The organism is Flagellimonas meridianipacifica, from assembly GCF_003001695.1.
Classification (GTDB): Bacteria; Bacteroidota; Bacteroidia; order Flavobacteriales; family Flavobacteriaceae; genus Flagellimonas; species Flagellimonas meridianipacifica.
Window position 1 is genome coordinate 1,132,222 of sequence record NZ_PVYX01000002.1, and the last position, 23,996, is coordinate 1,156,217.

Here is a 23,996-nt window from a genome sequence, read left to right on the forward strand (position 1 = left end):
TTAACCGAAGGCATCGTGAAAACTTTTAAGAAAGTACTTTGGGTACTTGGTATTCTGTTGGTTCTCATAGTTTTGGGGGCTACATTTTTCATTAATTCTTTAAAACCTGACTATAGCGGTCAAAAACCCTTAAAGGGCTTAAGCGGCGACGTTACGGTATATTACGATTCATACGGTATTCCCCATATTTACTCAGAAAAGGAAGAGGATGCTTTTAGGGCGTTGGGATATGTTCATGCCCAAGATCGTTTATGGCAAATGGAGCTGCTCAGAAGAGTTGCCAAAGGAAGACTTTCCGAAGTGTTTGGGCCAGATTTACTGGAGACTGATAAGTTTTTCCTCTCTCTAGGTATTGATGAAAACACCCGAAAAACAGTCAAGGAATTAGATATGAACAGCCGCACAGTTATGCTTTGCAATGCATATCTGGATGGTATAAACGCGTTTATTGAGGATGGTCCTAAACCAGTTGAATTCTATCTTACCGGTCTAGATGTTGAACCATTTACAATAGGGGATATTTATGATGCAGTAGGATATATGGCTTTTAGTTTTGCTCAGGCGCACAAGACAGACCCACTACTTACGGATATATATAATGATTTGGGGCAGGAGTATTTGGACGATATGACCATTTATTCGGATGCCTCTACTGTCTGGATAAAAAACTTTAAAGATAATGCCGTTGACACTGTCTCGAAGGATGTAATGTCGACTGTATCACGAGCACTTAAAAAACTACCTATTCCTCAGTTTGAAGGGAGCAATAGTTGGGTTTTGGGACCGAACAAAACGAAATCGGGCAAAGTCATTTTGGCAAATGACCCGCATATTGGGTTTGCCCAACCTTCGGTTTGGTATGAAGCTCACCTAAGCACCCCCACCTATGAAAAATATGGATATCATTTAGCAGGAGTACCCTTCCCTCTTTTGGGACATGATAGAAACCTAGCTTATGGATTGACCATGTTTCAGAATGATGATCTTGATTTTTACGTTGAGGAAACCAATGCTTCTGACAGCACTTTGTACAAAACAGAAAAGGGTTGGGAAAAATATGAAATTGTAAAAAAGACCATTCTTGTCAAGGATGGAGACCCAGTTTCTTTTGAATATAAAACGACCAGGCATGGACCGGTTTTAAACGGAATTGCAGAACAAGTAAAGGACCAACGGCCAATTGCCATGTCATGGATGTATACCAAATGGGAAAACCGAGTTTTGGATGCACTTTATGGTATTTCTCATGCACAAAACATTGAAGAGTTTAAGAAAGCACTTCCCAAAATTCATGCTCCCGGCCTAAACGTGATGTATGGCGATGTGAAGGGCAATGTGGCCTGGTGGGCCTCCGCTCAGTTATACCAGATGCCGGATAGTACATCAACCAAGTTCTTTTTAGATGGGGTTTCGGGTACCCAGGAACCGGTGCGATATCTTGACTTTTCAGAAAATCCAAGCGCCGTAAACCCACCTTGGAATTATGTTTATTCTGCAAACAATCAACCTGATTCCATTGCCGGGATGCTGTATCCGGGCTACTATCTTCCAGAAAATCGAGCCAAAAGAATAGTTGAATTGTTGGAGCCAAAAGATGATTGGGACAAAGAATCCGTATCAGAAATGATTTTGGATGTAACATCCTCAGTTAATCCCGAGTTGGTGAGGGAATTGATAAAGCTTTTGGATGTTTCCCATCTTCAGCAGGAACAATTGGTTTTGATAGATGAGTTGAGAAAGTGGGATGGAACCTACTCTCTGGACAGCAAAAGTGCTGTTTTGTATCACCGTTGCGAGTATTTTGTGCTAAAAAACACCTTTGAGGACGAGCTTGGAAAAGAAAGATTCGAACAATTCCTTTCAACACATTTAATGAAAAGGCAAATAGCCTGGGGAGCAATAATGAAAGTGGGAAAATGGTGGGACAATGTACTAACGCCCAATATCAAAGAGACACGAAATGACGTTGTATTGAAGTCCTTTGTTGATGCATGGATTTCCTTAAAAACCGATTTGGGACAAAACACAGACGATTGGACATGGGAAAAAGTACATACCCTTGAGCATAAGCATCCCATTGGAGAGGTAGAAAGTTTGCGTAAATATTTTAATGTAGGACCATTTCCGATTGTAGGAACGCGAGAGGTTATCAACAATTTGGCCTTTCCTTATGATAGCACAGGATATTACAAAGTAAACTCAGGTCCCTCTACTCGCCGAATCATAGATTTTTCGGATATTGAAAATAGTTTAAGTATTCTTCCCACAGGTCAGTCTGGAAATCCACTAAGTGAACACTACGACGACCAGGCAGAGATGTTTGTTAATGGAGAGTTTAGAAAAATGATGATGAACAAAGAGGAAATTATGCAAAAAGCACATTCTCAATTAGACTTTAAACCTGTTTCTGAACAGTAAACCAGGTTTTTATCCAAAACAAAAGGTTAGGCCATTTAGTCAAGCTATTCAAATGTAATTTAGGAAGCTTTTTATCTATATTTTCTGATTATCGCTAGTACGTAGGTTTCCTTTTAGTCTATAAATCTCTTGTCTTCAATTCATCTACATGTCTGGTTATCAATTAGTATGGTCCTCGCTATAAAGTAGTATTAAGTAAAAATTAAAAATAAATGATTTATTCTATGTAATTCTTGTTCAAAATTAGTCTTAACTTCCCTATTTTTATGTTTTAAGAATGAACATTAGTTATAAGCTCTATATAAGTTGATTAAATCATTACTTCTCTCCTGTTTTTCTTTGTTCCTAGGATTTCTGGTAGTTGCTCAAAATAACAAAACGGAGGTTATTGAAGGCTATGTTGCTTTTGACGCTGTGGTTGGAATTGAAAACACAGATTTGAGTCAAGGTGTATTATATTTAGAAAAGTACAGGACAATCAATGACAAAAAACAATTTTTTAAATCTTCGGACTTCGAAAAAGGAGATATTTGGTATAAAGGACAACCTTATTACGAAAAACCCCTAAAATACGACGCCCATCACGATCAAATACTTGTTCAAATCCAAAGTCAATCAACTGGACAGCGAGCAACCTTGCAACTATTTAAGAGTGAGATTGACTCATTTAACCTTCTTGAACATCGTTTTATACATTTGAATCCTTCAAAGGAAAATGAAAGTTTAACTGCTGGTTTTTACGAAAGTTTATATCAAAAAGAAGAACTAAGACTATTCGTTAGACATAGTAAAAATAGGGTGCAGTTAAAAGGAAAATCATTTGTTTACTACGAATTTCCAGAATTTAAAAAACAATATTTGCTGTCCTCTAATAAGGAGTTTTATAGTTTGAATTCAAAAAAGGAAATTTTAGAAGCCTTCAAAATAGATAAGAAAGATTTAAATCCAATTTACAAGGAGCTCAAGCGAAAATACAAGGACCAAAACAAATTTATGGTGGAATTAGTAAAGCAAATAGGAAGTATCCCATGAATTATAAATTACACAGAACTTCAAATTACGTTAGGGTACTTCTTTTTACCATTTTTACACTCTGTATATTCAAGACTCATGCACAAGAAAGACTGCCCTCTGTATCTTTAAATACTGAAAACCAGTCAATCGTTACAGTATTTGAAATTTTGCAAGAGCAAACGGGGTTTAAGTTTTATTATGATACCAATTGGTTTGGCGCTGAAGGCATTACCAAGTCCTACACAAATGTTGCTGTTGACGTAGTACTAAAGGATATCCTGAGGGATACTGATATTAACTTTTACATAGACGATGATAACAATGTATTTCTGACAAGAAATAGTTTTGTCTATGATACCTTGCCAGAAAACTTTTTCGGAGAACAAGAAGAATCAGCTGTAATTGAAACTGAAGAAATAGAAACTGACACGGGACCGGTTTTTGAAGATAAGACCAGAAGAGTCAGTGAGAGAGTTGAAACCGTTAGAATAGGAAAAGCGACATCCAATAGAAATCAAAGTGAGGTAAGGTTAACAGGACGAGTAACAGACTTCATTACTGGGAAACCTGTTCCCGATTTATCCATTTTGGTGGATGATGGACAACAGGGGACCTCTACAAACAGTAATGGAGAATACAGTATTAATATAAAGAGGGGAACACATGTCATTAAGGTTAGTGGGCTTGGATACAAGGATAGGGTGAAAAACGCTATCGTTTATAACAGTGGTGTTCTTGATTTTAGTGTTGAAGAGAGTATTGAAGCACTGGATGAAGTTGTAGTTAGTGAGAATGCAAGGCGGAATGTCGAAATCCCGGTAACCGGTTTAGTGAGTTTAGAAATAGAACAAATAAAGACTATTCCCCTTGTGCTAGGAGAGCGGGATATCTTAAAAGCCGCATTAACCTTACCTGGTATATCCAATGCCGGAGAAGGAGCTTCAGGATTTAATGTTAGGGGAGGTAAAACAGACCAAAATTTGGTGTTGTTGGATGACGGGGTTATATATAACCCTTCCCATTTTTTTGGTATTTTCTCTGCACTCAATCCCTTTAGCACAGGTTCGGCAGATATCTATAAGGGCAGTATTCCAGTGCAATTCGGAGGAAGGCTATCTTCTGTATTTGATTTGAAAACAAAAACACCAAACACCGAAAAGTTTTCTGGTGAAGCCGCAATTGGTCCCGTGACCAGCAATTTAGTTTTGGAAGTACCGATAAAAAAAGAAAAAGCTGGACTATTGGTTGGCGGAAGGGGAACCTATTCAGGCTGGATATTACGCTCTTTGGACGATGAACAGCTAAGTGAAAGCGAGGCTTCCTTTTTTGATGTTGTTGCCAAGTATAATCATACCCTTGATGAGAATAATGAGATTAGAGCAACGGGATATTTTAGCCGTGATGCTTTTAGCATTACCTCAGATTCCATTTTTAATTATAGCAATAGATTGGCTTCTTTGAGATGGAATCACAAATTCAATGAGAAAAACACGGGTAGCCTCATACTGACCAACAGTCAATATAGGTTTAATATAGAATTTGATGGAGATTCCAATACAGATTTTGATTTAGGATATATTAATAACGAGAGTGAACTTAGACTCGAATTCAATTATTTGCATAGCAAAGCACATAAATTTAAATATGGGATTTCTGGTAAATTATATCAAATTGATCCAGGGAACGTAGATCCCTTAAATGCAGATTCAGAGGTTACACCCTTATCCATACCAAGAGAAAGAGCAGTGGAATCAGCACTTTTCTTTTCGGACACGTATACGGTAAATGAAAAACTTCTCATAGATGCTGGAGTTAGATTATCATTATATGCTGCCTTGGGGGAAGGTATTCAACGAATTTATGAAGAAAATGCTCCTAGAAATTCGAGTACATTGGTGGAAACTCGGGAATTTGATCAAAACGAGGTTATTGAAACTTACGGAGGGCCTGAATTTAGAATATCGGGACGTTACTTTTTGAATCCAGATTTGTCTTTGAAAGCTAGTTTCAACAATACGTTTCAATACATTCATACGTTGAACAGCAATACCACGGTCTCGCAAACAGATACCTATAAACTTTCAGATTTAAATATTAGGCCTCAACAGGCAAATCAGTTTTCTTTAGGTCTCTTTAAGAATTTTAAAGACAATGAATATGAGTTAAGTATTGAAGGCTTTTACAAGAGACAGAGAAACCTGTTGGATTTTGAAGTCGGGGCGCAATTGTTACTGAATGAAACAGTTGAAGCCGAAGTGCTCCAAGGTGATGGAAGAGCATATGGAGTTGAGTTTCTGTTGAGAAAGAATGAAGGTAGATTAAATGGCTGGTTGGGTTACTCGTATTCCCGCTCTTTTATACGTTTGGATAGTCCATTTAGGGAAGAGAGAGTGAATAACGGAGAGTTTTTTCCAACAAATTTTGATAGACCTCATGATGTTAGTTTAGTGACTAATTATAAGATTACAAACCGCTTGAGCGCGTCGGCCAACTTTGTATACCAAACAGGTCGTCCCGTGACTTTCCCATTAGGTCAATTTGAGTTTGATAACGCTGATTTTGTTTTCTTTAGCGATAGAAATGAATTTCGAATTCCAGATTTTTATAGATTGGATTTGAGCATCAATCTAGAAGGAAACCACAAAATCAAAAAGTTTGCACATAGTTTTTGGAGTCTCTCCATTTATAATGTTCTGGGAAGAAATAATCCGTTTTCAGTATTTTTTGTAACTGAAAATGGGGAGGTAAGGGCTTTACAAAGCTCAATCTTTGCAATTCCGATTCCAACAATTACCTATAACTTTAAATTTTAATTTTGGGTTTATAATGTTGAAGAGATTAAAAAAAAGATTGCCAATTGTTTCCGTTTTATTAACACTTTCAGGTGTTTTCATCCACAGTTGTATAGAACCATTTGATACGGAAGGCATTGTCAATGATTTCGAAAGTGCTTTGGTAATCGAGGCTACGATTACCAATGAATTAAAGCAACACCAAATCAGATTAACGAGAGCATTTGAACTTGAAGCGGATAGTGCTAGGGCTGAGCGTGAAGCGAGTGTAGCGGTTTTTGATGATCAAGGTTCCGCATTTCAATTTTCTGAAATAGAGCCAGGGTTGTACCAGTCCAATCAAGTCTTTCAAGCAGAAGGGTCAAGGAATTACCAATTGTCCATTATGACTTCTGACGGAAGGAATTATACTTCGGACCCAGCTCAACTCACTCAGGAGACCCAAATAGAAAGTGTAGAGGCAGCACGGATTACAGATGACGATGGAAATGAAGGGATGGCCATATTGGTAAATAGCTTCGATCCAACAAACAACAGTAACTTATATCGATATGAATATGAGGAGACTTTTTTAATAATTGCTCCAGATTGGACAGATACGGATTTGGTAAAATCAGTTCCTAATGAACCGGATAACTGTACAGTGGACCTCGTGTTTACAGGTGAGAACGATGAACGTATTTGTTATGGAACAAATGCCTCGAATACAATAATTTTGACCAATACTAACGGCTTGGATGAAGACAGGGTGTCGAGACTTCAAGTCCGCTTCATCAATAGAAATAATTTTATATTATCTCATAGGTATAGCATTCTTGTGCGGCAGTTTGTGCAATCCCCTGCTGCACACACATTCTACACACGTTTACAAGAACTCTCTCAAAGTGATGACCTATTTTCACAAACACAAACAGGACTTTTGGTAGGTAATGTATTCTCAGAGGAAGATGAAGATGAAATTGTTTTGGGTTATTTTGAGGTATCAAGCGTGTCAGAGCAACGCATTTTCTTCAATTATGAAGACTTTTTTCCAGGAGAGGATTTACCGCCCTATGCTATCAACTGTAATAGGTCAGCACCCTCCTTTACACAACCCAGTGAGTTTGGATTTTTTGCAGGTTGTTTATTAAGTGAGTTGGTTGCAGTTGGAGCGGTTGAATATGTAGGACCAAATAATGGCGAGATACCTCCTTTTGGAGACCAGGGCGTCGGTCCTCATATAGTTGTACCTGCTCCATGTGGTGATTGTACACAATTAGGTAGTAACATTAGGCCTTCGTTTTGGGTTGACTAATCAAAGAAGAATGCAAAAAAGAAAACTTACGTTACTAATAATTCTTTTAATGGGTATTGCCTCTAATTCTCTTGCGCAATTGAGATTAAATGAAGGGGGTAATGCGGAGCTGGCCGTAAAGTTCATATCTCTTCCAGAAGAAAATATTTTTTTGCATTTCAACACCAATGTTCTTTTTACAGGGGAGCGGTTTTTTTACTCCTTGTATTGTTTGGATAGAGAAGAAAACAACCCAAGCAACTTAAGTCAGGTTGCTTACGTAGAATTGATTTCGGAAAATGGCATTTCGATAGTGAAACAAAAAGTCCAGTTGGATGGTGGTAGGGGCTATGGGGACTTTTTTATATCCGAAAAACAGTTAACCGGAAGTTATAAGTTACTGGCCTATACGAATTGGATGAAAAACTTTGGTGTTGAATCGTTTTTTGAAACCGATGTTATTATTGTCAATCCGTACCAGGAGGTTCCTGAAAAATATCGAAAGTTGGATAAAGATTCAATTTCTGATGTAGTGCCCAATACAAACAACACCTCAAAAAAAACGGAACCTAAGTCTACTCCTAGCAAGATTACACTAAAGCTGGATAATCAAGTTGTTGGAAAGCGTAAAAAGGTTGCACTAGGTATACAGACAAAGGATTCATCCTTAGTAAACGGAAGCTACTCTTTATCCATATCAAAGAGAAGTGAGTTGTTTCCAAATGATAACAAACCTGTGAAGGAGTATTTAGGGAATAATGGCGATACAGAAGATTCGATAGAAAGACAAGGGTTTTTCTTTGCCTCAAATATGACATCCAATGAGATTTTTTACCTGCCAGAGTTAAGAGGAGAGCTTATTTCTGGACGTGTTGTGAATAGTAATACTGATTTACCTATACCAGAGCGTACCATTGCACTTTCAATTCCTGGAGAAGACTATCTTTTAAAGACAGCTACCACCAATGATCAAGGTCTTTTCTTTATAAATGTTGATGAAAAATATGAAAACTCAACAGCTATTATAGATAATGTAACAGGAGATTGGAGCGACTCCAAACTTTTGTTGGATGATAAGAAGATTTCGTACGATAAGCTTGATTTCATGCCATTTAAGCTAAATATTGGGATGGCGGAGACAATTCGGAGACGTAGCGTGCAAAATCAGATTGCCAATGCATACGCCTATCTGAGATTGGATAATGTTTTAAATCCCTACGTACGAACTCCATTCTACAGGGAAATGGAACGAACCTTTTATCTAGACGATTTTACGCGCTTCAAAACCCTTAGAGAAACATTTGTCGAGATTATTAATCAAGTGGGTATACGTAGAACCCCTAGCGGAAAACGCGTATTTCAGGTCTTTACAGATTTGGCAAGGGAGAAAAGCGGTTTACGACCCATGCTTTTTGTAGATGGTGTATTCATAAGCGAACATGAGAGTTTTATGGATTATGATGCGCGTAAAATAAAGGAAATTAGTTTTTCCAAAGGTTTATATCGTCTAGGTTCAATATCTTTTGATGGAATACTAACGGTTACAACGATTGATGGAGATTTTGCAGAAACATTCTATTCTGGAAACCAATTGAAAATAGAATTGAATATTCCTGAAAGAAATAAGGATTATTTCAAACAAAACTACCATAAAGAGGATATTCAAGATTGGACACATATACCTGATTTTAGAAGACAATTATTATGGATTCCGTTGATGCAGTTGGGAAAAGTGGAGCCTATAGAGTTTTATACGTCCAATATTGAAGGGGTCTATGATATTACTTTACGTGGTTTCACCAAAACAGGGGAACTTATTTCGTCCACAACTACTTTGATGGTCAAGTAACTTAATGTTCCAATTGTAATTTTTTTTCAAGTTTATAGAATAATGGACAAAACAGGAATTGAAGAAACAACAAAGTCCAAGTTGGTTTTTGTTCCTTCTTCACAGTAAAGAGAATGGTTTCAAGAGACTATTCCGAAAATAGTTATATCAACCCAAAACCCTCATTCATCAAAAGAAGGTGACAAACCTTTCCTTCAACCAGTATATTCAGCAGTATTTGAATTTTTAAAATCAAATCATGCTGACAAAAATATACGGAAGTGCGGTTTTTGGTATTGAAGCTATCACAGTTGTTGTAGAGGTAAATGTTGACAAAGGCATTGGATATCATCTGGTGGGTCTTCCAGACAATGCTATCAAAGAAAGTCAATATCGGATAGCAGCCGCACTTAACAATAATGGGTTTAAAATTCCAGGGAAACGTATAACAATCAACATGGCCCCCGCCAATCTTAGGAAAGAAGGTTCAGCTTATGATTTGACCCTTAGTATAGGAATACTTGCAGCATCCAAACAAATTGATGGACCTAACTTGGAAGACTTCATCATAATGGGAGAACTTTCTTTGGATGGAAGTCTGCAACCTATAAAAGGTACACTGCCCATTGCATTGAAGGCCAAAGAGGAAGGTTTTAAAGGTTTTATTCTCCCAAAAGCCAATGCGGAAGAAGCTGCCGTTGTAAATGGGTTGAATGTTTACCCCATGGAAAACATAGCACAGGTCATTGACTTTTTTAATGGAAAAGGTGAAGTTGAACCTGTAGAAGTCAAGAATTTCTCGGCTCAAGACGAGGGGAGTATATTAAATGACTTTGACTTTTCAGATGTAAAGGGGCAGGAAACTGTAAAAAGATGCATGGAGATTGCCGCTGCTGGCGGACATAATCTTATCCTCATTGGTCCGCCAGGAGCAGGGAAGACTATGTTGGCCAAACGTTTACCCTCTATCCTTCCTCCCATGACATTGGATGAAGCCTTGGAAACCACTAAAATCCATAGTGTAGTGGGAAAGACCAAGGACCATGGATTGATGAGACAACGTCCTTTTCGCAATCCACATCATACCATAAGCAGCGCTGCTTTGGTAGGAGGTGGGAGTTATCCACAACCTGGTGAAATCTCCCTCTCTCACAATGGGGTTCTATTTCTGGACGAACTTCCGGAATTCGAACGTCGAGTTTTGGAGGTCATGCGTCAACCTATGGAGGATAGGGAGGTAACCATAGCCCGAACCCGTTTTGCTGTGACCTATCCTTGCAGTTTTATGCTGGTGGCCAGTATGAATCCTAGTCCAAGCGGGTATTTTAACGATCCAAATGCTCCAATGACTTCGTCCCATGCAGAAATGAAGCGTTATCTTAATAAGATTTCTGGGCCCTTATTGGATCGGATAGATATACATATTGAGGTTAGCTCCGTACCTTTTGATAAGCTTTCCGAAAAAAGAAAAGGCGAAAGCAGCCTTCTAATCCGACGACGCGTTGTTGAAGCCCGTCAGTTACAGACTCAGCGTTTTTCTAAAATTGAACACATTCACTACAACGCGCAGATGAGTACAAAAATGATTCGCAAATTTTGCAACCTAAATCCTGATTCACTCAGTTTATTGAAACATGCCATGGAACGTCTCAATTTATCGGCAAGAGCTTACGATAGAATACTAAAAGTGGCAAGAACCATTGCAGATTTACAGAATAACGAGAACGTACTGAGTGAACATATTTCTGAAGCTATACAATATAGAAGCTTGGATAGGGAAGGGTGGTTCTAGAGTATGTTTTTTTAGGCTATCAGTTCATAAAACCATTTTATCTGAAGATGGCAATAACTCATGTATTGCTTAAATAGGTTTTCGTTATTTTTAGGCGGGACTTGTTAAAAGTACCGGAATATATAATAATTAGTGGATTACTGGGTTTAATATCGAAAGGCCCTTGGGTCATTCCCGACTTGGACTAAAGCTATTTTTGAATATGTATCGATTTAAAGTCTTCGCTGGATTGGCGAGTTTGTTTCTTTTTCTATTTTTTTTCGTGTTAAACGGCAATGGCTCCGTTTCAGAAACTTATGCTCCAACAGAAGCCTTTGATGAAGATATCTATGCATCCCTAAAACAGAATGCCAGGGTATTGGACAAAGAACTACAGATTGCCGTGCAAAGGGCGGTTGACTCCTATTTCGATAGGGCCATAGCTTCTGGAGAAGTTGTGGGCGCCGGCGTAAGCATTGTGAAGGGAAAACAAGTGCTCTTGGCAGATGGTTTTGGAACAAGGAATAGCCTTACAGGGAAAAAGGTAGATGGGCAAACTGTTTTTCGACTGGGTTCGCTTTCAAAGGGATTTACAGGGATTCTTGCCTCAGATTTAAAGGGAGAAGGAAAATTAACTTGGGAAGACAAGGTCAGTGACTGCATTCCGGAATTTGAGCTAGGAGATGGGGAGAATACCAAAAACATAACCTTGGCCCATTTATTATCGCATACCTCGGGAGCGCCCTATCACAGCTTCACAAATCTGGTTGAGGCCGGGCTATCTCTCAATGAAATCGCAAGTCGATTCGCTGAGGTAGAACCTATAAGCAGGCCTGGGGAAATATATAGCTATCAAAATGCGCTATTTGCGCTTTCTGGGGAGATTATGGAGAGGGTTACTGGGCAAGACATTACCACATCCCTGGAGGAACGATTTTTCAATCCGCTTGAAATGTGTGCTACCACCATGGACTTTGATGAACTCAGGAAAACGGAAAATAAAGCCAAACCTCATGTCAAGTCTAGGCATGGATGGAGGTCTGGAAAGCTAACTGACTCGTACTTTAATGCCGTTGCTGCCGGGGGCATCAATTCCAATGCTGAGGATATGGCCAAATGGATGCAGTTTTTGCTAGGCCATCGTCCCGATGTAATGGCACACGAAGCCTTGCAGGAGGCATTTACACCCTTTATTAAGATACCTGGGAGACACAAGTATTATCAACGCTGGCCGGGACATACGGCCTCGTATTATGGCTTTGGTTGGAGAATTCATACCTACCAATCAAATAATTCAGGGGTAGAAAACACCATATGGCACCATGGGGGAAGCGTTAACCACTTCCGCAATGAGATAGCGGTCTTTCCTGAGGAAGACTTGGGTATTTGCGTACTGCTGAATAACCAGTCTAGGATAGCTCAAAGGGTGATTAATGACCTTTACAGCGTTGTTAAGGAGGCCATTCAGGTTCACACAAGCAAAAAAACGCCTCTGAATCCGGTCAGTAGCTAACTCCCGGCCCTCCGGAATCAGCAGGAACGTGAACTAAATAACCTCCCGGCTGTTTTCCTTGCGTATTTCCTCGTCATTATTATGAGATTGGTCAGAGTGTATGACTGTATTTTAAAGTAGCAAGAACAACTGCAGATTTACAGAATAGCGAGAACATTCTGAGTTAACTATCTCTCCGGAGCTATACAATATAAAGCTTGGGCAGAGAAGAATGGCTGACCTAAACTAAATAACCTTAATGTTTGCTTTCAAACTGGAAATAATACCTAGAATGTTTTCAACGGTATCATCCAAATAGTATTTAACGGTCAGATGTGGAATTCGAATCGTGGTAAACCCGTTTTTGAAAGAATGCATCGATTCCTCCAGATCCTTTAAAGCTTGCTCATGGGTTATCAGGTCATACTCAGTGTCAATTTCAATGTTCAACTTTACTCTTGAGAATGCAATGTCCACGGATTTGTTACCATCCCACCATTCAAGCATAGGTTGGGCTCCTCTCTCTTTTAAAGCATAAAACAATTGAATAGCCTCCAGAGGCGTGTTATTGTTTAAGATGATTCTCTTTATGAGTTTAAGATGTTTTTCACAAAGGGCAACACCAATAACATCGTACGAGGCTTCATATTCTTCATGGGTAATCTTAGTACCACATTCCTTACAGGTCATAAGTATTGGTCGGTTAAGTTCAATAATTCGATTTGGGATTATTATAACTCTACCATTTTCATATTCGTATAAAGTGGAGCCTATCTAGGGGTATTTTTTAGACGAAATGCATTTTTTTGGATGAAATGCATCTTTTATTTCAAAAGAGTTTAATTTCATCGACAACAATTAAAAGCATATGCTAAAAAAAATTGGCCCTGGAATATTGGTTGCTGCTGCCTTTGTTGGCCCGGGAACTATTACCATTTGCACTATAGCGGGTGTGGAGTTTGGATTTGCGCTTATCTGGGCTCTTGTGGTATCCATACTCTGTACTATAATTCTCCAAGAAATGGCCGGAAGGATAGGAGTTGTTACCCAAAAAGGTTTGGTGAATGTTATTGGGGGTCAATTAACAACAAAGTGGACTAAGAATCTAGTTTTGGGCATTGTGCTCGCTGCCATTCTGATTGGAAACGCTGCATACGAAGCAGGTAATATTGGTGGCGCTACCTTAGGCTTGAATGCAATTTTCGAGATGCCTTTTGATTTTCCTATTTATCCACTCTTAATAGGATTTTTGGCTTTTGCTATTCTTTGGTTTGGAAGTTATAAATCACTTGAAAAAATGTTCATGGGTTTGGTAGGTGTTATGGGTCTTTGCTTTGTGATTGCAGCGTTTATAACTAAACCTTCATTCTCAGAAATGCTCAAGGGAGCTTTCCTACCTTCTTTGCCTAAGGGAAGTTTACTGACCATAGTTGCCTTGGTAGGGACAACAGTAGTACCATATAATCTTTTTCTTCACGCTTCTTTGGTAAAGGAAAAGTGGAGTTCTGAAAAGGACCTGTCTTTCATGCGCTGGGACACAGTTGTTTCCGTTGGAGTGGGGGGGCTGGTTTCCATAGCGATAATTGTTACCGCTGCCGCCACAGATTTGGATAATGTTGCGAATGCTGTGGATATGGCAAAAAGTATGGAGCCTCTTTTTGGAAAAATGGCGCTTTATTTTATGGGCCTCGGCCTTCTTTTGGCTGGAATTACTTCTGCGATTACTGCCCCTTTAGCAGCTGCCTACGTGGCAAGTAGTTGTTTTGGTTGGAGGGACGGGATGAGAGATTCCAAATTTCGATTAATTTGGATTTCAATTCTTTTCTTAGGGGTGTTTTTCCTTTCTTTTGATATAAAACCGATACAGGTTATTCAATTTGCCCAGGTGGCCAATGGAATATTATTACCGGTAATGGCAATACTTCTTTTATGGATGGTTAATCAAAGGAAAGTAATGGGTGACCATGTTAATAAGCCTTTTCAAAATAGTATTGCTGTGCTCATCGTACTGTTCGCTATATTTTTGGGAGTAAAAAGCATTTTTAAGGTATTGGAGTTCTTTTAGATGAAGAAATGGTATGTAGATTTTAATTGTGATGTAGGAGAAGGAGTAGGTAACGAGGCTGAACTTTTCCCGTTTATTAGTTCATGCAATATTGCATGTGGGGGTCATGCGGGAGATGGTTCTTCTATGTTTGAAATAATCAAATTGGCGAAAACACATAAGGTTAAAATCGGCGCTCACCCATCTTATCCGGATAAGCCCAATTTTGGCAGAAAAGTAATGGACATTTCAAATGACGCTTTGCTGAATAGCCTATCTGAGCAACTATCAATTTTTGGCAAAATCGCAAGACAGGAAGGAGTCCCTGTACATCATATAAAACCGCATGGAGCTTTGTACAATCAAATTGCCAAAGATGCTGAATTGGCCCAATTGTTTTTGGAAGCGGTTCGGGAATCAGGTTTAACAAAGAAGATTTATACATTGTCTGGTTCCCAAGTGGCACTTTTAGCTAAAGCAAATGACATGGAAGTATCCTTCGAAGCTTTTGCAGACAGAAACTACAATGAGGATGGGACATTGGTTTCAAGAACCCATAAAAGCGCACTGATTTCAAAACCGGAAAAGGTGCTTCAACATGTTTTACCTATAATACAAAAAGGAGAAGTAGTGACTTTGTCAGAAAAAAGTATAAAAATTCAGGCTGATACTATTTGTGTTCATGGAGATACCCCAACAGCATTGCAAATATTACAGTATCTTTCTAAAGAATTGCCAAAACATAACGTAGTTTTAAGCAAGTGAAAGAAGTTCCCCTAACTATAAGACCCTTCGGAGAAAAGGCTGTTTTGGTTGAATGGCCCAATGAGGTTAAGGAATCCATTTTAAATGATATTCTTGCGTTTGTAAAAGCTTTTACAAACGAATATCAAAGCGAATGGGAGTTGGTTCCAGCGTATAATTCCGTTACCATGATTTGGTTATCAGCAGTAAAACTGGACTTTGATTATGCAAAAGCCCAGGTTTTGGGAATTCACAAGAATAATACCCAGCCCATTCAAAATGAGCGTTTTCTTTGGAAACTACCTGTATGCTATGATACTGAATTTGGTATTGATCTTCTGGAAACTGCAGAATCATTGGGTTTGAGTGAAGATGAACTGATAAAACAGCATACCTCTCAAGAGTATATCGTATTTGGAATCGGATTTTTACCAGGTTTTATGTATCTGGGGGGATTGCCTGAAACTTTGCAACTAGCAAGGCGAAAAGCCCCAAGGCTTCATGTAGAAAAGGGCTCGGTTGGCCTAGCAGGAAAACAGACAGGAATATACCCACAAGATTCTCCAGGAGGTTGGAACATAATTGGCAATTGCCCAATACCTGTATTTGATGCTTCTAAAGAAAAACCATGCTTTATAAGTGCAGGAGATAAAATCCAGTTTCAATCCATTTCAAAAGCGGAGCACGACTTACGGAAAATTGAAAGTGATATAGGAATTTATAATATTGAAAAGACCCCCTTGGATGCTTAAATTCTTAAAATCAGGATTTTATACTACGTTGCAGGACTTTGGGCGATTTGGATATCGGAATATTGGAGTTCCTGTTTCCGGAGTTATGGATGAGGTTTCTGTAAAAAAGGCGAATGTATTATTGGAAAACAGGGAAGAAGACGCCGTCTTGGAAATTACAATGACAGGTCCAACCTTACTGTTTGAATCCCCTACCTATATATGTCTCTCTGGTGCCCATATGTCACCTACACTGAACAATGAGCCTATTGAAAACTATAAGGTAATTAAGGTTGAGTCAGGGGATATTCTTTCTTACGGAAAATTGGAAAGTGGTTTTAGGGCTTATTTGGCTGTAAAAGGTGGATTCCGTGGAAATAGGATATTGGGAAGTCATTCCCAATACTACCCAGTAACACCAAAAAAATGTTTTAAAGATGCTGATGAAGTTCCATATTCACCTATAAAACACTACGAATCAATTATTTCGGAGTTAAAACTCGAAGACCATCTCAAAAAACTGAATGTGGACGTCTTTAAAGGACCAGAGTTTTCAATACTGACCGACGCTCATTTGGAGCTCCTCTTTTCTAAGGTTTTTACGATTTCCAAAGAGAACAACAGAATGGCATATCAACTTACAGAAGAAATAGGAACACATTCCCATTCCATAGTAACTTCGGGAACGCTGCCGGGAACAGTTCAATTGACTCCTGCCGGAAGATTGATAATATTAATGAAGGATGGGCAAACCACTGGAGGATATCCAAGGGTACTACAATTATCAGATAAGTCGATTAGTATTCTGGCACAAAAGAAATTTGGCGACATGGTCTCATTCAAACTCGTCTAGACTCTTTGGTATACTTCCTCAAAAGGAACTCTAAAGCGCTTTCCATAGACACCATTTTCGGCTCGAATCCCACAACCGATCACCATATTTATTTCAGCTCCGGAAGGAAGGTTCAATATGCGTTTCACTCTTAAGGTGTCACTTCCTTCCATAGGGCAGGTGTCATATCCAACGGCCGCCATGCTAATCATAAAGTTTTGAGCAGCTAGACCCGCACTTTTGTGCGCTACTATACGCATATCGGAACGCCTTACCTGACGATAAATGGGCCTGAACAATCCTATAATGCTAAACATGACATATTTTACCCAGCCTGTAATCCCCAAAACATCAAAATAAACCGTTGGGATAAGCTTTTTATAATAGTTAAGCGCAAATTTTTCTCTACGACTGTATTCTTTTTCAGGCTTATGACCGTAGGCATTTTCCAGAAAAGTGATATTGGACTTGGCTCGTTTTCTCCACAGGTCTTTTCGACTTACCACCACTACCATTTGCTGGGCAGTTTTGGCGGCATTTTGACCTAAACAAGCGTTAGTTAGTTTTTTAAGTTTTTCACTCTCAACAACATGGTAAAATTCCCAAAGTTGGAGATTGCTACTAGTCGGTGCCAAAACAGCATTTTCAATACATTTTCTGACTTTATCTATATCTAACTCCACGTCATCCCTAAAAATCCGTACAGATCTTCTATGGGCAATGGCTTCACTTACGGTTTTTTCCATGTTTAAAAATAACCAAAATGATGACACTCAAAAGTCTTTTTTCATGACCCAAAAAACTTACAAATAGAATTGGATATGATATTTTATTTCAATTTAAAATGTTGATTATCAGTTTAATAAACCTGTTCTTAATCAAATGGATTTGAAGGCGTGAATTATGTTAAAAAACTGGGGTATGCGAAAGGTATATCTTTGAATCTTAGAGTAATTTCAGAGAAAACACATATTTCAAAGAAACCTGTTAATGGAATTGAACAAGTATAGTAAAAATGTTACCCAAGACCCTACACAACCTGCAGCTCAAGCTATGCTGCATGCCATTGGATTAACAGACGACGATTTGAAAAAACCATTGGTAGGAATAGGGAGCACAGGGTATGAAGGCAATCCCTGTAACATGCACCTTAATGACTTGTCCACCTTTGTAAAAAAAGGGACTCAGGAAGTGGATTTGGTGGGACTGATATTTAATACTATTGGTGTAAGCGATGGTATTTCCATGGGCACGTATGGTATGCGTTATTCGCTTCCCTCTAGAGACATTATTGCAGATTCCATGGAGACTGTGGTCCAAGCCATGAATTATGATGGTTTGGTTACCGTGGTTGGTTGCGATAAGAATATGCCTGGAGCCCTAATGGCCATGATTCGATTGGATAGACCGTCGGTCATGGTTTACGGAGGAACCATTGCCTCCGGGTGTTTAAATAATAAAAAATTGGATGTAGTATCCGCTTTTGAAGCTTGGGGCGAAAAGGTCGCCGGTACAATGAACGAGCAAGAATACAAGAGCGTAATTCAAAATGCGTGCCCAGGAGCTGGGGCTTGTGGAGGAATGTACACGGCCAACACCATGGCCTCTGCAATAGAGGCACTTGGAATGTCCTTGCCATATAGTTCTTCCAATCCTGCTGTTGGAGACAAGAAAACCGAAGATGCAATAGCTGCTGGAAAAGCGTTAAAACATCTGTTGGAAAAGGATTTAAAGCCCAGCGATATCATCACAAAAAAGTCTTTGGAAAATGCCGTCAGGCTAATTGTGATTTTAGGGGGTTCTACAAATGCGGTACTTCATTTTTTGGCTATTGCCAAGGCCGCGGATATTGAATTTGGACTTGATGATTTTCAACGCATAAGTGATACTACTCCTTTTTTGGCGGATTTAAAACCAAGTGGTCGATTTTTAATGGAAGACCTTCATAATGTGGGAGGTATACCTGCTGTAATGAAGTTTATGTTGAAGAATGGAATGCTGCATGGTGACTGTTTGACCGTTACGGGAAAGACCATTGCCGAAAACTTGGAAGACCTACCAGATTTGTTCGATGGGCAGGAAGTTGTGAAAGACCTTGACAAGCCGATAAAAGAAACTGGACATCTAAGAATTCTTTATGGAAATCTCGCGAAAGATGGTGCCGTAGCGAAAATAACAGGTAAAGAAGGATTGCATTTTTCGGGACCGGCCAAGGTATTCGATGGGGAGTTTGAGGCAAATGATGGGATACGCAATGGAAAGGTCAAAAAAGGAGATGTTGTGGTAATTAGGTATGAAGGTCCTAAAGGAGGACCGGGAATGCCTGAAATGTTAAAACCAACAGCCGCTATCATGGGGGCAGGTCTAGGTAAAGATGTTGCACTGATTACGGATGGACGGTTTTCTGGTGGAACCCATGGTTTTGTAGTTGGGCATATTGCTCCTGAGGCTCAAGATGGAGGTGTGATTGCCCTTGTTGAAGAAGGGGACATCATCACAATTGATGCTGAAAAGAACAGCATGTCTATTTCGGTTTCTGATGAAGAATTGGACAAAAGACGGGAGAAATGGAAGCAACCTCCATTAAAGGTGAATAAGGGAAGTTTATACAAATACGCAAAAATAGTATCGTCTGCCTCTAAAGGTTGCGTTACGGATATGATTTAAGTCTTTCAGTAAACGAAAGTACGCCAGAATCTAAAAAGAAGGATTATGGAAACATTGAACATGCAAAAAAAGGATTCCAAAACGAAAAAAGCTATACGTATAACTGGCGCAGAGGCCATTATTCATTGTTTGCTTGAAGAAGGAGTGGATTTGATCTACGGATATCCGGGAGGCGCAATAATGCCTGTTTATGATGAATTATATAAGTTTCAAGATAAATTGACCCATATTCTTACAAGACATGAGCAGGGTGCAACACATGCCGCCCAAGGATATGCAAGAGTAAGTGGAAAAGTGGGAGTGGCCATGGCTACCTCGGGACCTGGCGCTACAAATTTGGTAACAGGACTGGCCGATGCCCAAATAGATTCCACTCCAATGGTCTGTATTACTGGACAGGTCCCTCGTCATTTATTGGGTTCTGATGCTTTTCAGGAAACAGATATTGTAGGTATTTCTACTCCAGTGACCAAATGGAACTATCAAATTACTAAAGCTTCCGAGATTCCGGAAATCTTTGCCAAAGCCTTTTATATCGCAAAATCTGGACGTCCAGGACCAGTTTTGATAGATATCACAAAGAATGCTCAATTTGACGAATTGGACTTCGCGTATGAAAAGTGTAACGGAGTTAGAAGCTACCAAGCTGTGGCAGAACCGAATTTGGAGGCAATACAATCAGCGGCAGAACTTATAAACAACGCTAAAAGGCCTTATATCATTTGGGGTCAGGGTATAATTTTGGGCGAAGCCGAAGAAGAGCTAAAGACTTTTGTTGAAAAATCAGGAATCCCTGCTGCGTGGACCATTATGGGAGAATCAGCGATTCCCACGGACCACCCATTGAATGTTGGAATGGTGGGGATGCACGGAAACTATGGTCCAAACGTACTTACCAATGAATGCGATGTGTTGATTGCCATAGGGATGCGTTTTGATGATAGGGTTACGGGAAATCTTGAAACTTATGCGAAACAAGCAAAGGTTATTCATTTTGAGATTGATCCGGCAGAAATCAACAAAAATGTAAAGGTAGATGTTGCTGTGCTTGGCGATGCCAAGCAGACTTTGCATTTATTGCTTCCGCTGATTAATGAAAATGAACATAAAGAATGGCGGTCCGAGTTCGATAAAAAATATGAAGAGGAATATCAAGCGGTTATTCAAAAAGACTTGGAACCAACCAAACCCGGTCTAACCATGGGTGAGGTTATCGAACAGATAAACAAAGCTTCCAACAATGATGCAGTTATAGTTACGGATGTAGGACAGCATCAGATGATTGCTTGCCGTTACGCAAAGTTCTCTCGTAGCAAAAGCAATATTACTTCCGGTGGTTTGGGAACAATGGGCTTTGCACTCCCCGCTGCTATTGGTGCAAAACAAGGTGCTCCAGAACGCGAAGTGGTAGCTGTCATTGGTGATGGAGGCTATCAAATGACCATTCAAGAGCTTGGGGTTATCTTTCAGCATAATATACCGGTCAAAATTGTTGTGCTCAACAATCATCATTTGGGAATGGTACGACAATGGCAAGAGCTGTTCTTTGAAAGTCGTTATGCCTCAACCGTTATGACCAACCCAGATTTTGTCAAAATCGCGGAAGGATATCACATTAAAGCAAGGCGGGTAACGGAACGAGCAGACTTGGAATCAGCAGTTGTGGAAATGATTACTTCTAAAGACCCCTATTTTTTGGAGGTAAGGGTAGAGAAAGAGGATAATGTGTTTCCCATGATTCCTTCGGGAGCGTCAGTTTCCGATATTAGATTGAAATAGTATGAATATATCGGAAATGACAAGAATACCTGCGGTTTATCCGGAGTTGCTTAAAATGACCGAAGAGGTCGGTTTCACTATGCCTTCAGACGTTTCCATAGGTAACCTTCTCCAAACCTTGATTGTTTCTAAACCGAACGGTACTTTTTTAGAATTAGGCACAGGCACGGGACTTTCCTTGGCTTGGATGCTTGAAGGAATGCAATTGGAATCTGAAGTCATCAGTCTGGACAATGACGAACGCTTGATTCAACTTGTAGAAAATGCTTTTGAGGGTGAATCCAAGCTTAAGCTTTTATGTGTAGATGGTGGTGAGTGGATTTCTGAGTATAAGGGCGAAGGATTCGATTTAATTTTTGCAGATACTTGGGCTGGAAAATATACACATTTGGAAAAAACGCTGAGTATGGTCAAAAGTGGGGGATATTATATAATTGATGATATGAATCCTCAACCCAACTGGCCAGATGGTCATGAAGAAAAGGCAAAACAGCTTGTTGAAACTTTGGAGAATAGAGAAGATTTTGTGATTACAAAATTGGATTGGTCAACAGGAATAATTATCGCGGTAAAAAAGAGCAACTATGGAAAGTAAGTGGTATACCATATCCGTATATTCTGAAAACAGTGTGGGTTTGCTTAATAGAATATCAGGAATATTCTTAAAGCGTCACATTAATATAGAAAGTCTAAACGTTTCAAAATCAGAAATTGAAAATGTTTCAAAATTCACAATAGTTGTGTTCACCACAGAAGATTGGACCCGTAAAATCGTGGGTCAAATAGAAAAGCAGATTGAGGTGATCAAGGCCTTTTATCATACAGATGATGAGACGATTTACCAAGAGTCCGCTTTGTTCAAGATAGCATCCCATCTATTGTTTGACGAAAGACAAATCCAAAACATAATCAAAGAAAGCAATTCCCAGATTGTTACTGTTTCCCGGGATTTCTTTGTACTCGCTAAAACGGGTAGAAGACACGAAATTGATGAAATGCACGATGCACTTGAGCCTTATGGTATCATGCAATTTGTGCGTTCGGGACGGATAACAGTAACCAAGGCAAGTATGCCGATTACCGAAATACTGGCAGAATTTCAAAACAAATAAGCACTAAATAAAAACTGAAAATGGCAAATTACTTCAATACATTATCATTACGAGACCAATTGACCCAACTGGGGAAATGCAGGTTTATGCAATCTCATGAATTTGGTGATGGTGTTACAGCTTTAAAAGGTAAAAAAATAGTTATCATAGGATGTGGGGCGCAGGGCTTGAATCAAGGATTGAATATGAGGGATTCAGGTTTGGATATCTCCTATGCACTTCGCGAAGCCGCAATAAAAGAACAAAGGCAGTCTTATAAGAATGCTACAGAAAACAATTTCACGGCGGGCACTTATGAAGAATTGATTCCTTCGGCTGATATGGTAATTAATTTGACTCCGGATAAACAGCACACCAACGTTGTTGGTGCGGTAATGCCTTTAATGAAACAAGGAGCCACTTTGTCCTACTCGCATGGATTTAATATTGTGGAAGAAGGGATGCAAATACGAAAGGACCTTACCGTAATCATGGTAGCGCCTAAAAGTCCCGGTTCTGAGGTAAGAGAGGAATATAAGCGTGGATTCGGAGTACCTACTTTAATAGCGGTACACCCAGAAAATGACCCTGAAGGAAAAGGATTGGAGCAAGCTAAGGCCTATGCCGCTGCAACCGGTGGGCATAGGGCTGGAGTACTTGAATCTTCCTTTGTGGCTGAGGTAAAATCCGATTTAATGGGCGAGCAGACTATCTTATGTGGGCTGTTGCAAACGGGATCTATACTTTCCTTTAATAAAATGATTGAAAAGGGTATCGATGCGGGTTATGCTTCCAAGCTCATTCAATATGGCTGGGAGACCATTACCGAAGGTCTCAAACAAGGCGGTATTACCAACATGATGGACCGTTTATCCAACCCAGCGAAGATTAAGGCCTTTGATTTGGCAGAAGAGCTCAAAGTAATCATGCGACCCTTATTTCAGAAGCACATGGATGATATAATGAGTGGTCATTTTTCTAAAACCATGATGGAGGATTGGGATAATGGAGATAAGAATCTTTTGGACTGGCGTGCAGCTACCGGCGAAACTGCTTTTGAAAAAACTCCTGCTGGGAGTGACGATATTTCCGAACAGGAATACTATGACCATGGTGTATTAATGGTGGCTTTTGTAAAATCTGGAGTAGAATTGGCCTTTGAAACCATGACAGAATCTGGGATAATTGATGAATCGGCCTATTACGAGTCGTTGCACGAAACCCCATTGATAGCGAACACCATTGCCAGAAAGAAATTGTTTGAAATGAACCGGGTAATTTCCGATACAGCGGAGTACGGTTGTTACTTATTTGACCATGCATGCAAACCTTTGTTGGAAGACTTTATGAAAACCGTTGAAACCGATATTATCGGTAAGGCTTATGGAGCGGATTCTGACAATGGCGTTGACAACATGAAATTGATTGCTGTGAACAAAGCTATACGCGAGCATCCGGTCGAAGTGATTGGAGCACAGCTTCGCGCTTCAATGACGGCCATGAAACCTATCGGTTAATCA

At 39.5% G+C, this 23,996-nt stretch carries 18 protein-coding genes; 16 read left to right on the plus strand and 2 right to left on the minus strand.

All coding sequences use genetic code 11. The features are described from left to right. Positions 1-15 precede the first annotated feature (15 nt). From CLV81_RS15225 to CLV81_RS15255, 7 genes are all read left to right on the plus strand, one after another. Positions 16-2,418 (plus strand): penicillin acylase family protein, encoded by a 2,403-nt coding sequence (locus tag CLV81_RS15225; RefSeq protein ID WP_106146029.1) that lies wholly within the window; start codon positions 16-18, stop codon positions 2,416-2,418. A 306-nt stretch (positions 2,419-2,724) separates the two neighbouring features. Then, positions 2,725-3,450 carry a hypothetical protein gene (locus CLV81_RS15230; RefSeq protein WP_146129908.1) on the plus strand — a complete coding sequence of 242 codons (726 nt, stop codon included), beginning with the start codon at positions 2,725-2,727 and terminating at the stop codon, positions 3,448-3,450. After that, on the plus strand, positions 3,447-6,245 hold the full coding sequence (locus CLV81_RS15235) for a TonB-dependent receptor (protein WP_106146032.1): 2,799 nt from the start codon (positions 3,447-3,449) through the stop codon (positions 6,243-6,245). Before CLV81_RS15230 ends, CLV81_RS15235 begins: the two co-directional genes overlap by 4 nt. A 13-nt stretch (positions 6,246-6,258) precedes the next feature. Next, on the plus strand, positions 6,259-7,518 hold the full coding sequence (locus CLV81_RS15240) for a DUF4249 domain-containing protein (protein ID WP_106146033.1): 1,260 nt from the start codon (positions 6,259-6,261) through the stop codon (positions 7,516-7,518). Between the two features lie 10 nt (positions 7,519-7,528). Next, positions 7,529-9,346: a hypothetical protein gene (locus tag CLV81_RS15245; protein WP_106146035.1), complete on the plus strand. Its 1,818-nt coding sequence runs from the start codon at positions 7,529-7,531 to the stop codon at positions 9,344-9,346. A gap of 238 nt (positions 9,347-9,584) precedes the next feature. Then, positions 9,585-11,117: a YifB family Mg chelatase-like AAA ATPase gene (locus CLV81_RS15250; RefSeq protein WP_106146036.1), complete on the plus strand. Its 1,533-nt coding sequence runs from the start codon at positions 9,585-9,587 to the stop codon at positions 11,115-11,117. Between the two features lie 202 nt (positions 11,118-11,319). After that, on the plus strand, positions 11,320-12,609 hold the full coding sequence (locus CLV81_RS15255) for a serine hydrolase domain-containing protein (protein WP_106146038.1): 1,290 nt from the start codon (positions 11,320-11,322) through the stop codon (positions 12,607-12,609). A 225-nt stretch (positions 12,610-12,834) separates the two neighbouring features. Here CLV81_RS15255 and CLV81_RS15260 read toward each other — a convergent pair whose 3' ends face one another. Continuing rightward, positions 12,835-13,278: a hypothetical protein gene (locus CLV81_RS15260; RefSeq protein ID WP_106146040.1), complete on the minus strand. Its 444-nt coding sequence runs from the start codon at positions 13,276-13,278 to the stop codon at positions 12,835-12,837. A gap of 178 nt (positions 13,279-13,456) precedes the next feature. Between CLV81_RS15260 and CLV81_RS15265 the strand changes: the two genes are divergently transcribed. From CLV81_RS15265 to CLV81_RS15280, 4 genes are read left to right on the plus strand one after another with little or no spacing between them, the layout of a single operon-like run. After that, positions 13,457-14,653 (plus strand): Nramp family divalent metal transporter, encoded by a 1,197-nt coding sequence (locus tag CLV81_RS15265; RefSeq protein ID WP_106146042.1) that lies wholly within the window; start codon positions 13,457-13,459, stop codon positions 14,651-14,653. Further along, positions 14,654-15,397 (plus strand): 5-oxoprolinase subunit PxpA, encoded by a 744-nt coding sequence (gene pxpA / locus CLV81_RS15270; RefSeq protein WP_106146044.1) that lies wholly within the window; start codon positions 14,654-14,656, stop codon positions 15,395-15,397. Continuing rightward, a complete protein-coding gene (pxpB, locus tag CLV81_RS15275) occupies positions 15,394-16,128 on the plus strand; it encodes a 5-oxoprolinase subunit PxpB (RefSeq protein WP_106146046.1) in 735 nt (244 codons plus the stop codon). The genes pxpA and pxpB overlap by 4 nt, the downstream gene beginning before the upstream one ends. Continuing rightward, positions 16,121-16,960, plus strand: a complete 840-nt coding sequence (locus CLV81_RS15280; RefSeq protein ID WP_106146047.1) for a 5-oxoprolinase subunit C family protein — start codon at positions 16,121-16,123, stop codon at positions 16,958-16,960. The genes pxpB and CLV81_RS15280 overlap by 8 nt, the downstream gene beginning before the upstream one ends. On the opposite strand, the gene CLV81_RS15285 is transcribed toward CLV81_RS15280, so the two are convergent. Further along, entirely contained in the window at positions 16,957-17,685 is a 729-nt protein-coding gene (locus tag CLV81_RS15285) for a nitroreductase family protein (protein WP_106146049.1), read from the minus strand. The two genes, CLV81_RS15280 and CLV81_RS15285, sit on opposite strands and share 4 nt — an antisense overlap. 244 nt (positions 17,686-17,929) lie before the next feature. On the opposite strand from CLV81_RS15285, the gene ilvD reads away from it, so the two are divergent. The 5 genes from ilvD to ilvC are packed head-to-tail and all read left to right on the plus strand — an operon-like array spanning position 17,930 to position 23,993. Further along, complete coding sequence (gene ilvD, locus CLV81_RS15290) at positions 17,930-19,606, plus strand: dihydroxy-acid dehydratase (protein WP_106146050.1); 1,677 nt, start codon at positions 17,930-17,932, stop codon at positions 19,604-19,606. A gap of 45 nt (positions 19,607-19,651) precedes the next feature. After that, positions 19,652-21,385, plus strand: a complete 1,734-nt coding sequence (gene ilvB / locus CLV81_RS15295; protein ID WP_106146052.1) for a biosynthetic-type acetolactate synthase large subunit — start codon at positions 19,652-19,654, stop codon at positions 21,383-21,385. Between the two features lies 1 nt (position 21,386). Further along, positions 21,387-21,980 (plus strand): O-methyltransferase, encoded by a 594-nt coding sequence (locus CLV81_RS15300; protein ID WP_106146054.1) that lies wholly within the window; start codon positions 21,387-21,389, stop codon positions 21,978-21,980. Further along, positions 21,970-22,497, plus strand: a complete 528-nt coding sequence (gene ilvN / locus CLV81_RS15305; RefSeq protein ID WP_106146055.1) for an acetolactate synthase small subunit — start codon at positions 21,970-21,972, stop codon at positions 22,495-22,497. The genes CLV81_RS15300 and ilvN overlap by 11 nt, the downstream gene beginning before the upstream one ends. A 20-nt stretch (positions 22,498-22,517) precedes the next feature. After that, entirely contained in the window at positions 22,518-23,993 is a 1,476-nt protein-coding gene (gene ilvC / locus CLV81_RS15310) for a ketol-acid reductoisomerase (RefSeq protein ID WP_106146057.1), read from the plus strand. Positions 23,994-23,996 lie beyond the last annotated feature (3 nt).